The sequence below is a fragment of the Burkholderia sp. Ac-20365 genome, assembly GCF_017104715.1.
Classification (GTDB): domain Bacteria; phylum Pseudomonadota; class Gammaproteobacteria; order Burkholderiales; family Burkholderiaceae; genus Paraburkholderia.
Window position 1 is genome coordinate 92,471 of sequence record NZ_JAAGPI010000032.1, and the last position, 10,943, is coordinate 103,413.

A 10,943-nucleotide genomic window follows, 5' to 3' on the forward strand; every position below is an offset into this window, starting at 1 on the left:
GACAGCGCGGCCCGAGAATGGAGCCGCGAAGACGCATCGAAAAGTGATTAGCGATGCGAAAGATCAGATGAAAACGGGGTGATCGAGAATTCTTCATACCGCCCGGGAAGCGGACGTCGCGCGCATGCGCAGACGCCGCCCGCCCTCATGCCGCGTCGCGCCGCTTCATAACGTCAGTTCGAAGGAACGTACGAGGAGACCGGGCAGTTTCATGCCGCCCGTCGCGCGCTCGCCCCACGTCCAGTCGTTCAGCAGCAGTTCGGGTTGCGCACCGATGCGCTCCAGTTCGCTGCCGAGCAGCCGGTACAGGCTGTCGTCGAAGCGCATCGCGTCGACGGGCGCGACGATGCGGCCCTGTTCGACCCAGAAGGTCGCAAAGCGCGTCATGCCCGTCATCCGGCAGTTCATCCGGTCCGAGAAGTTCACGTACCAGAGATTGCCGATATAAAGACCCGTGTCGAGCGTGCGCAGCACATCGTCGTAAGCGAGATCGCCGGCTTGCATCGACAGCGCAGACGGCGTTTCGCTCGCTGTTGCACCATTCGGCGTGAGACCGTATTCGCGGGCCGTACGTGCGTTGGTCAACCGGGCCGCTGCACGCCCTGCTTCGATGAGCGGAACGCTCTGCCGCTGATAACCGTCGTCGTTGAAACGCGGTGTGATGCCGAGCGTGAGATCTTCCGTCAGCGTGACGCGTGGATCGAGCGATGCTTCACCGATATTCAACCGGTAGAACTCGTTGCGCGCGGTTGCCTGCGTGCGTGCAGAAAACGCGCTGAACGAAGCGGTCCCCAGCAGCTCCTGCAACGCAGCGGGTGCAAAGTACGTGCGATAGCGGCCTGGCGGCAGCGTGCGCGGCGCGCGCGACAGCACGGGCAAACGCGCGGCGGCCTCCTCGACTTTCTGTGCGAAAACGTCGTCGCTCCATGCATCGCCCGCGTAGTGGCTTTTGATAGCGCGATGGCTCGCGTCGAACAGCGACCAGCTGAAATTGAAGTTCTCGACTTCGTACCAGCCGCGACTGCCCGACGACGATGCAAAGCCGCGTGCAATCGTGCCGCCCGCATAAAAGCCAACGAAGTCGAGACCCTGTGCGCATTGCGCGACAACCAGCGGCAGCGCATCCGGTGAAGGCAACCTACCCGTGCGTTGGGTCGTCTCCGACCACACGGTCGTGTCGAAGAGCAGATGGGGGTCGTCAGTTGCATCGCGCAGGCCTTCGCGCAATGCCGCGAGCGTCTCGCCGATCGCACGCGTATCCGCGCCGATGTCGCCGCACAGCGTAAAGGTCGAATAAGCCTGACGCTGTCCGTCGATCAGTCGCAGCGTGACGTTCGCTTGCGAGACGTGGCCCGACTGGCGCACCTTGCCTTCATTGAAGCGGATGAAATCGGAGTGCTCGGCAGCGTACGACGTCAGCGCGATTTCGCCCGTCTTCAGCTGACGCTCGATCTCGTTCGCGAGCGTCATGCAGTGCGAATGTGCAGCGGAGGTTCGGGTGCCTTGCATCATGCGCCTCCGAACACGTCGACGTTGCTGAACACGCAGGCGGGTGATGCATGCCCGACGCGGATGATCTGCATCGGCTCGCCCTTGCCGCACATCGACGTACCGTACACGCCGCGCGTCGCGTCGTTGCCGACCGCGACGAGACTGCGCCAGAAGCTTGCCGATATGCCGCGATAGTTCGGCTGACGCACGACCTGCGTGAGCTTGCCGTTCTCGACCAGCTGGCCATACTCGCAGCCGAACTGAAACTTGTTGCGCTGATCGTCGATCGACCATGACGTATTGGTGCGCATCAGAATGCCGTTCTCGATGTTGGCGATCATGTCGTCCAGCGTGCTGTTTCCCGGCTCGATATTCAGGTTGGCCATGCGGTCGATGGGCGGACGGTTCCAGCTCGATGCGCGCGAGTTCGCCACACCCGCGAGCCGCGCGCGCTGCTGTGAAAGCGCACCGCCGAGCGGTCGCAGCAGCACGCCGTCACGGATCAGGTATTCGCGTTTCGCAGGCGTGCCGTCGTCGTCGAATGCATAGCTGGCGGCTTCGTCGCGCTGCTCCGGGTCGAACGTGACGTTCAGCAGTTCCGAACCGTAGCGATACGAACCGAAATGCTCGCGCTTCACGAAGCTCCAGCCCGCGAAGTTGCGCTCGTCGCCGAGAATACGGTCGAGCTCGAGCGGATGACCAATCGATTCGTGAATCTGCAGCATCATCTGATCGGGCATCAGCAACAGGTCGCGCGGGCCCGACGGACAGTTCGGCGCGGCCACCAGTTGCAAGGCTTCGTCTGCGATGCGCGCGCCCGCGCCGTCGAAACCGAAGTGCGCGAGCACGTCGACGCCGCCTTGCGCGAGCGTGCCGTAATCGCCGCCTAGCGTGCGCGTCTGCGTCACGCCGCCGGCGTGCGCCGTCACCGACATCTGCGGCAGCATGAAGCGAAAACGCTGATCGATGCGAATCCCATCGCTCGTCAGATACGTCTGCTCGCTGTGCGTGATCTGCATGGCCGCCGTCCGCTCGACGATACGGCTGCCGAGGTTCGCTGCCGCACATTCCTGCTGCAGACGCTCGAGCCACTCGCGCCGGTTCGGCAAAGCCTGCGCGACAGCAGGCGATTCATACGCACCGCTTTGCGCGGGCCGCGCAATCTGCGTGTGATCGATCAGCGACACCGGCGCACACGCCTTCGCGCGTTGCGTCGCGATGTCGAGCGCGGCCTGCAGGCCGCTTTCCGACAGATCGGCCGTTGCGGCATAGCCCGCGCCCTTCCCATACCACGCCACCAGCATCGCGCCGCGATCGCTCGCGATGCGCAGCGGCTGCGCGACGTCGTTGCGGATCGTGTGATCGTCGGTGCGTTCATTCACGATGCGCACCGACCAGAACGCCGCGTCGCTGCGCAGCGCGCGCGGCAGGCCCGACCATGATTCGACCATATGAATGCCTCACGAATGTCATGCGCTCATGCGACCATCGACGCGCCGGTGAGGCGCATACGCTCGCACGCGAATGCCATATCGTACGCGATGGCCAGGATGCAGGCCGCCGACGTGCTGCTTCGCTGGCAGAGTCATCTGCTTCGCGCGCTGTGTTCTCGCGCACATTCAACGCATTCGATTGTCTGCCAGTGCACATTCATGAGCGCTGCTGCATGCGAGCGCACGCGTGTTTTTCGCTTGCTGCGCGTGCCTTTCGCGGCCTTTCTTCATTCGAAACACCGCGCAAAATGATGCATTTCTGAACGCTGCTCACAGCATCGTGATCCGCGTCGCGTCTCAAGAACATGCGGTGCCGTGCCGTTATCGCAGACAGGCCGCTTCTTCAATCAACCGAGTCTCCGTCCATGCAAATCCAGAACGATCTTTCAGGCAGCATCGCGACTGCCGGCACACGCACAGCGGGTACGTCGACTGACACGTCGTCGGGCACGAGCGCGACGAATAGCGCGAGTTCATCCTCTGCGTCTTCTTCCGGTTCTACCCGCTCTTCAGCAGCTGCTGGCGCGCAAGGCGCTGCGGCAGCGGGATCGTCCGGTGGCGACAGCATTCAGCAAGCGGCCATCAAGCAACTGAAGGCGCTGATCGAGTCGTTGCAGAAACAGCTGTCGGCCTTGCAGCAGCAGATGGCCCGCGCGCAGCAGCAGGCAGACAAGGACAGTACGGGTGCGGCCGCCACGATGGTGGCGTCATTGAGCGCGCAGGCGGCGTCGATTTCAGCCGCACTGCAGACAGCGACGGCCGAGTTGGCTCAACTGCTTGTCTCGTCGTCAGGCACGTCGACGGGCGGTATCGTCGATACGCAGGCCTGAAGCATAACGGCGTAACGCGCCGGGCTTCAGGCGATGCATCGTTCCTGAACGGGGACATTGGCGTAATCGAAGGTGGGGCGTGCGTAGAAAAAGCCCTGTGCGAGGACCTTCGGCCATTGCGCAAGCCAGCGTGCGAGCGCGCCTGTTTCGACGCCCTCCACCACCACCGCGACATTCAGCCTCTCGAGCATCGACAGCACGCCCGATGCAACGGCCGACGCGCGCGGGCAATCGGGCACCCCGTCGAGCATTTCGCGGGCGACCTTCACTGTATCGACGTCGATCGTGCTCAGCAGCGCGAGCGACGAATAGCCCGTGCCGAAGTCGTCGATTGCCAGACGCATGCCGGCCTCGCGCAGCGGCTTCGTCAAAGGTGGCGCGGCCAGCAGGCGGGTCGAGTCTTCCGTTTCGACGAGTTCGAGTTCGAGCAACTCCGGCTCGACCCCGTGCAGCCGCGCGATCTTCATCACGGTGGCGGGAAAATGTTCGTCGGCGACGACGCGCGGCGGCACGTTGACGGCAATGGGCCACACGCGTTGGCCCTCGCGCTGCGCATGCGCGAGCGCCCGGCATGCGCCGTCGATCACGTGATATGTCAATTGCAACGCGACAAGGGGATGATCGAGCGCGACGAGAAATGCGTCGGGCAACAGCATCCCGTAGTTGGGATGCATCCAGCGGATCAGCGCTTCGACGCGCTCGAGCTTGCCTGTCTTGACGTCGTAAATACCTTGAAACGCGAGCGGAAATTCACCGGCGAGCAGCCCTTCGCTTACGCGTCGTTCGAGCTTGTTCATCAGGCGTGATGCGTGCTTCGTGTCGTGCGTGTCCGTCGTCGCACAGGCATCGTCCTCGCGTTTGGCAGCGGTGGCTTGGCGAGCATCCATCGTGGGAAGACCGTAGTTATAGATGTGTGGATGGGATTGGCTTTTCCCTTACCGATGCACGTTTCATACCATGTATTCATCGTTTCCTGACAACCACGCTGGAACCCGCATGCAGCCTTATTCTACGGGCGATCGTCCGAAATGCCCGGCTGGAAAGAAAGCGTAACAACGTTTCGTGCGCGAAACATGAGGCGCACGCACGTGCGGGACATCGCGCAGGTTGCGGCGTGCTGCACGGCCATTGCCCGCGTGGGCTGGCGACTGTCAAAAGTGCTTCATGCGCGCATCGCTTTTGCGGGTGGCGTTACCTCAGAGGTAATCGATTCGCTGTACGCGCGCCGCTATGCTGGGCTCATTCGTCAACGGTGGGGAGAACAGCATGTCAACGTTTGCCATTGCGCATCTGCGTGAAGTGAAGATGGGTGTGGAGATTGTCGAGTATCTGAAGCGTATCGACGCGACGCTTGCGCCGTATGCGGGCCATTTCGTGCTGCATGGCGGGCGTTGTGAAAGGCTCGAAGGGAACTGGCGCGGTGATCTGATCGCAATCGAGTTTCCTAATCGCGATCTTGCGCGTGCGTGGTATAGGTCTGATGCTTATCAGGCGATTTTGCCACTGCGGACGGGGAACTCCGTTGGTGATGTGATTTTGATTGATGCGGTGCCGGTGTCGCATGTTGCGACGGATGTTTTGTGTTGTTAGGTTTTTTTTGGTTTTTGGGGTGGCATCCGCGATTTGTTGTCGGTGCTTCAGGCGTTGCCCCTGTGCGGGGCGGCACTTACTTTCTTTGCCGCCGCAAAGAAAGTAAGCAAAGAAAGCGGGCTAACACCGCCCGCTCTTGACCACCGCCTGAGGGCCCCCAACGGGTCCTCTCCTTCACACGGCAATCTGCCATTCAATGCCCGTTGCCAGCGCTTCGGCTAAGCGCCTCACCCACTTCATGCTCCCGCGTCACTGCGCGCGTTGTCGAATTGGGCGCGTTCTATAGCGGCAAACTGTGTGTAGGCTGTCGCGCCGTATATGCGTCACTCCGGACTGAAAAGCACGATCGGTGTCGTCAGAGCGCCGACGTGTGAAGCACTACGACCTACACATAGTTTGCCACCTGGGCGGCCGTGACCATTCGCTGCCGCTGGCTGCGCTACGCGTGATTGAAGTGGGTGAGGCGTCCGTTCGGAGCGTTGGCAACGGGCGGTGACTGAGAGGTTGCCGTGTGAAGGAGAGGAACCGTTGGGGGCCCTCAGGCGGTGGGCAAGAACGGGCGGTGTTAGCCCGCTTTCTTTGCTTACTTTCTTTGCGGCGGCAAAGAAAGTAAGTGCCGCCCCGCACAGGGGCAACGCCTGAAGAACCAGTAACAAAACGCGGATGCCAGCAAAAACAAAACCAAAACCAAAACCAAAAACCGGGACGCACTCCCTACGCAAGAAAACGCCCCCGGATCGAGCCCCACAATCAACTCCCAAAATACACAGAACAATAACTAACAGGCCCAACACACGACGACATACCCGCATTCGTGCCCATAGCAGGCATCCGCGCCCCCGCTGCATGCGTGCCGCTCATCCCCGCCCCTTCACTCTGCTGCGCAGCCTGCTGACGCGCAACCTGTTGCTGATAGATAGGCGAAACTTCGGGATACGACGTATCCGTCACGAATTGCGAGCCGTTCTGCTCGGCCTGGATCAGTTCCTGACGCACTTCAGCGCGCGTCTTTTCCTGCGCGAATGCGCTCGATGCAAAAGCCGTCGATGCGATTGCGGCGATCGAAACAGTCAACAGTGCAAGCTTCTTCATTTCCAGCTCCTTCAGGGTAGAGGTGACGTCGATGCGTCACAGGATGTGTGGCGCTTCACTGTGATGAACAAAGCGATATCCCGATCTATTCCCGAATTTTTTTCGTTTCGGCGCTCGTCATTGCACGCAAAGAATTTCTGCATCCGATCGGAATAAACACCGCTCTGCTCTGTTGACGCGCTATGCACGCCACAAACAGAAACGAAAGGAGCATTCGTGATGCATTCAAAGTCCCGGGCGTCGGCAGCTCGCTGCATGCCTTGCCGATTCGCTGCGATCGGCGCAGCCGTCGTTGCGCTCGCTGGCTCTTTCGCATATGCGGCGGGTTGGCTCACTCCCGCACGCCTCACGACGTATCGCATCGTCAACCAGTTCCAGGCGAACGCAGGCTCGCATCCGGGCTATCGGCGCAATCACGCTAAAGGACTGTGCGTCGAAGGCTATTTCGATAGCAATGGCAACGCAGCATCGATTTCGCGCGCACAGGTTTTCGCACAGGGCCGCACGCCGATCATCGGCCGCTTTGCGATTCCGGGCGGCAATCCCTCCGCGCCCGATGCAAGCGTGCCGATTCGCAGTTTCGCGCTGCTCTTCAAGCAAAGCGATGGCGAGCAATGGCGCACGGGAATGAATTCAACACCTGTGTTCGCGGTGCATACGCCAGAGCAGTTCTATCAGCAGCTCGTCGCCTCGCAACCCGATCCGAAAACGGGCAAGCCCGATCCGGCGAAGCTCAAGGACTTTTATGCGTCGAACCCTGAAACGCAGCCATTTCAGCAGTGGGTGAAATCACATCCTGCGTCGTCCGGACTCGCGAATGCTGCGTACTACAGCATCAATGCATTCCGCTTCGTCGACACGGATGGACATGAGCATGCGGTGCGTTGGTCCGTCGAACCGGAAGCGCCATACGCGCCCGTCGATCCGCAAGAGAGGAAGGATCCCGACTTCCTGTCGAAGCAGTTAGACGAACAGATCAAACATGGCAACGTGCGCTGGCATCTGATCGTGACCGTAGCGAGTGCCGGCGACCCCACCAGCGATGCGACGCTGCAATGGCCGGCCGACCGGCAGCGCATCGACGCAGGTACCGTCGTGCTCGAACGCAGCGCGCCGCAAGCCGATGGCGTGTGTCGCGACGTCAACTTCGATCCGACTGTCTTGCCCGACGGCATCAAGCCTTCGGACGACCCGCTGCTCGCGGCTCGCTCGGCGGCGTATGCCGTGTCGTATCAGCGGCGCACGCGCGAAGAAGCGCTGCACGGCGCGCCTGCAACCTCGCCATCCCGCCAACAACCTTGAACGGAACGCATCATGACGAAAACTTCTCGCCATTTCTCTCCGCTCGCGCGCGTGTTGCACTGGATGATGGCCGTGCTGATTCTCGCGATGCTGTTTATCGGCGTTGCGATGGTCGCGACTGTCTCTCACGTGCATGCAACGCTGATCGCGCTGCATCGGCCACTTGGCGCTGCATTGCTCGTGCTCGCGATCATTCGCGTCGTCGTGCGATTGAAGAACGGCAGCCCGGCACTGCCCGACGATATGCCTATCTTGCAGCGCTTCGCCGCCAAGGCGTCGCATCTCGTGCTGTATGGACTATTCATCGCAATGCCGTTGATCGGCTGGGCGATGCTTTCTGCGGGCGGCTATCCCGTTACGTTGTTCGGCACCTGGCATTTGCCTGAGATCGTCCCCCAAAACGTCGATCTGTTCGCACTGTTGCGCGCGCTGCATACATGGCTCGCGTTCGCGCTGTTTGCGACGGTGCTCGCACATATCGCGGCGGCCCTGTTTCATGGCCTCATTCGACGCGATGGCGTGTTCTCCAGCATGGCGCGTGGAGAACGCTAGTGGCCTTCCTCGCATGATATGACGCGTGGCTCATGTTTATGTGGCACACCTCGTGGTGTGCCGCATTGGACGTACGTCATGCACTAGCCGTGAAGCTCGCTTTGACCGCTTGGTAAATGCTGTGATAGCGCGCGAGTTTTTACGCAAGCAGCGGCAACTGCGCGCGATCGGACTCGCGAGACTCGAGGGCGGCAGCGCACGACGGACTGCGTCGATCGCTTCGCCCGTCACGGCGATTCGTGCAATACGTGCCGCACAAGGTGCCCCGCCCACTCCGCTGCCCGCGTGGTGATGCATCGTGATGCTTATAGCCATCGCGCACAGATTCGCCCAGAGGCACTACGCGAGCGATCGCCGATAAACGATGCGCTCTTCAACGTCATCCCTACGCTTTGTGGCGCTGCGTAGCCTTGGACCATTGAGGACGCCAGCCCCCCACCACGCTGTACGCGAGATCGCCCGTCGTGTGCGCGTCCGTCATACCCCAGAACACGCCGAGTGTTCGCATCGTTGTGCGCGGGCTTGCAGCTCGCATCAGGTAGAGAGATTGCGCGGTCGCGGGCTCGATGTGCTCGCGAGTTCGTGCAAGCTAACCCTCCAAGCCGAGACTGCGCAGCGCAACGAACGCGCCAAGGCTCGCCCCGTGCACAGCCGCGACGGTGTCAAGCGTGGTTTGCCATCAGGCTTGTGGTTCCTGTGTTAGCTGGTGTGGAAACACGAAGTTGCCACGGCGCACATCAGTCGAACAATTGCTCATCGTAGGTCCTCACATTTGCGAGGCTGATGGCGCCTCCCCTTTTCGATGAATTTGACCGATTGAAATCCGCGGCCGACACTCAGCGTCAATCCCCACCAGATTTATGCGAACCAATATGGCTTCCATCGAAACCCCACACGCTGCTGGCCGCGTCGACGCGGTCCGGCCTCTCGAAGACCGGACTTTGCGCAAGATCGTCGTTGCGTCCGTCGCAGGCAACGCGATGGAATGGTACGACTTCTTCGTCTACGGCACGGCGGCCGCGCTCGTGTTCGGGCAACTGTTCTTTCCCGCGGGCGCCGATCCATTGATCGGCACGCTCGGTGCTTTCGCCGCGTTCGCAATGGGTTTCGTAGCGCGGCCATTGGGCGGCATCGTGTTCGGGCATATCGGCGATCGCTACGGACGCAAGGCATCCCTTGTGTGGACGCTGCTCATCATGGGTATCGCAACATTCGCGATCGGATTGCTGCCGACGTATGCGCAGATCGGTATCTGGTCGCCTGTCGCGCTCGTCGTGCTGCGTCTGCTGCAAGGCGTTGCGTCAGGCGGTGAATGGGGCGGCGGTGTATTGATGATCAGCGAGAGCGCACCGCCCGAAAAGCGAGGCTATTACGCCGCGTGGAGTCAATTGGGCGTGGGCGGCGGATTCGTGTTGTCGTCGGGCGCTTTTCTCGCAGCGCAATCGCTGCCGCATGATGCGTTCATCAGTTGGGGCTGGCGGTTGCCGTTTCTCGCAAGCATCGTGATCTTCGCGATCGGCGTATATATCCGGCACAGCCTGCCTGAAAGCCGCGATTTCGAACAGACTGAAAAGCGCGGTGAAAAAACGCATATGCCAGTCGTCGAAGTCATCAAGCGGCATCCGAAAGAGATCTTGATGGCAATGGGTCTGCGCGTCGCAGAGAACGGCGGAGCCTATATCTTTCTCGCCTTTTCGCTCGTCTATGGGAAGTTCGTGGGCATCGCCAGTTCCGTAATGCTGACAGGCGTGATGCTGGCGATGGTTATCGAAATGGGCGCGATGCTAGCGTGGGGACGTCTGTCCGACCGCATTGGCCGAAAGCCCGTGTATATGATCGGCGCGGCCGGGTTGATCGTGATGGCCTTTCCGTTCTTCTGGCTGCTCGACACGCATCAGGCGCCGTGGATCTACCTTGCGCTCATTCTCGGCACGGCCGTCTGTCACGGTGCGATGATCGGCACGTTGCCTGCTCTTGTAGGCGAGCTGTTCAGCACCGAAGTGCGCTATTCAGGCGTGGCGCTCGGGCATGAGGTGGCGTCGATCTTCGCTGGCGGGCTGTCGCCGCTGATCGCAACGGCCTTGCTCGCCAGCTATCACGCTTACTGGCCCGTATCGATCTTTTTGATGGTGCTTGGCGCGATCACTGTCGTGACGCTGAGGTTTACGCATGAAACACGCGACGTGAGATGAGCAGGCGCTGCTCGTTGTCGTAGAGAAGTGACTTTTTGCGGTTTGTGTGGTTTGCGATTGCGGCGAGATCCGATGTCACGCGTTTTCAGTGACGGCGATCTCGCCGTTTTTTTGCTTTGCGCGGATCGAATGATGCACGCGCATCGGATCTGGATCGCACCTGCGGGGCGGACTTCAGATGGAGTTGGAGGGATGTCCACTGTCCATTCGCGATCGGCGTTGATGAAATGCACATAACGCGATAGTTGGTGGAAATGGCGTGGAATTCAGATACCAGATACGCCGGCCATTGCAGCCAGCCGTATGTTCTGGGCACGGCCGTTAATTTCCGGCCGTAGAAACGCCAAGACCCCGCTTTTGAGGGCGGGGTCTTGTCTGGGTAAGGAGCCTGACGATTACCT

The 10,943-nt window shown here is 60.9% G+C and carries 10 protein-coding genes; 5 read left to right on the forward strand and 5 right to left on the reverse strand.

Annotated features, from left to right (window positions below; all coding sequences use genetic code 11):
- Positions 1 to 165: 165 nt before the first annotated feature.
- Positions 166 to 1,512 (reverse strand): TldD/PmbA family protein, encoded by a 1,347-nt coding sequence (locus G3O01_RS35100; protein WP_205811588.1) that lies wholly within the window; start codon positions 1,510 to 1,512, stop codon positions 166 to 168.
- Positions 1,509 to 2,942: a TldD/PmbA family protein gene (locus tag G3O01_RS35105; protein ID WP_205811589.1), complete on the reverse strand. Its 1,434-nt coding sequence runs from the start codon at positions 2,940 to 2,942 to the stop codon at positions 1,509 to 1,511. Before G3O01_RS35105 ends, G3O01_RS35100 begins: the two co-directional genes overlap by 4 nt.
- Positions 2,943 to 3,349: 407 nt before the next feature.
- Here G3O01_RS35105 and G3O01_RS35110 point away from each other — a divergent pair, with 407 nt between their 5' ends.
- A complete protein-coding gene (locus G3O01_RS35110; RefSeq protein ID WP_205811590.1) occupies positions 3,350 to 3,814 on the forward strand; it encodes a hypothetical protein in 465 nt (154 codons plus the stop codon).
- 26 nt (positions 3,815 to 3,840) lie between these two features.
- Here the strand turns inward: G3O01_RS35110 and G3O01_RS35115 are convergent, their stop codons facing one another.
- A complete protein-coding gene (locus G3O01_RS35115; protein WP_205811591.1) occupies positions 3,841 to 4,701 on the reverse strand; it encodes an EAL domain-containing protein in 861 nt (286 codons plus the stop codon).
- Between the two features lie 379 nt (positions 4,702 to 5,080).
- Here G3O01_RS35115 and G3O01_RS35120 point away from each other — a divergent pair, with 379 nt between their 5' ends.
- The gene (locus G3O01_RS35120) at positions 5,081 to 5,404 is read left to right on the forward strand and encodes a DUF1330 domain-containing protein (RefSeq protein ID WP_205811592.1); all 324 of its coding nucleotides are present in this window, start codon (positions 5,081 to 5,083) and stop codon (positions 5,402 to 5,404) included.
- A 750-nt stretch (positions 5,405 to 6,154) separates the two neighbouring features.
- Here G3O01_RS35120 and G3O01_RS35125 read toward each other — a convergent pair.
- On the reverse strand, positions 6,155 to 6,496 hold the full coding sequence (locus tag G3O01_RS35125; RefSeq protein ID WP_205811593.1) for a DUF4148 domain-containing protein: 342 nt from the start codon (positions 6,494 to 6,496) through the stop codon (positions 6,155 to 6,157).
- Positions 6,497 to 6,715: 219 nt separating this feature from the next.
- Between G3O01_RS35125 and G3O01_RS35130 the strand changes: the two genes are divergently transcribed.
- From G3O01_RS35130 to G3O01_RS35140, 3 genes are all read left to right on the forward strand, one after another.
- Positions 6,716 to 7,798 carry a catalase family peroxidase gene (locus G3O01_RS35130; RefSeq protein ID WP_205811594.1) on the forward strand — a complete coding sequence of 361 codons (1,083 nt, stop codon included), beginning with the start codon at positions 6,716 to 6,718 and terminating at the stop codon, positions 7,796 to 7,798.
- 12 nt (positions 7,799 to 7,810) lie between these two features.
- Positions 7,811 to 8,350, forward strand: coding sequence for a cytochrome b (locus G3O01_RS35135; RefSeq protein ID WP_205811595.1), 540 nt, complete (start codon positions 7,811 to 7,813; stop codon positions 8,348 to 8,350).
- A gap of 872 nt (positions 8,351 to 9,222) precedes the next feature.
- A complete protein-coding gene (locus G3O01_RS35140) occupies positions 9,223 to 10,542 on the forward strand; it encodes an MFS transporter (RefSeq protein ID WP_205811596.1) in 1,320 nt (439 codons plus the stop codon).
- An 85-nt stretch (positions 10,543 to 10,627) separates the two neighbouring features.
- Here the strand turns inward: G3O01_RS35140 and G3O01_RS35145 are convergent.
- Positions 10,628 to 10,943 (reverse strand): hypothetical protein (locus tag G3O01_RS35145; protein WP_205811597.1); only part of this gene is annotated, 316 nt, incomplete at its 5' end.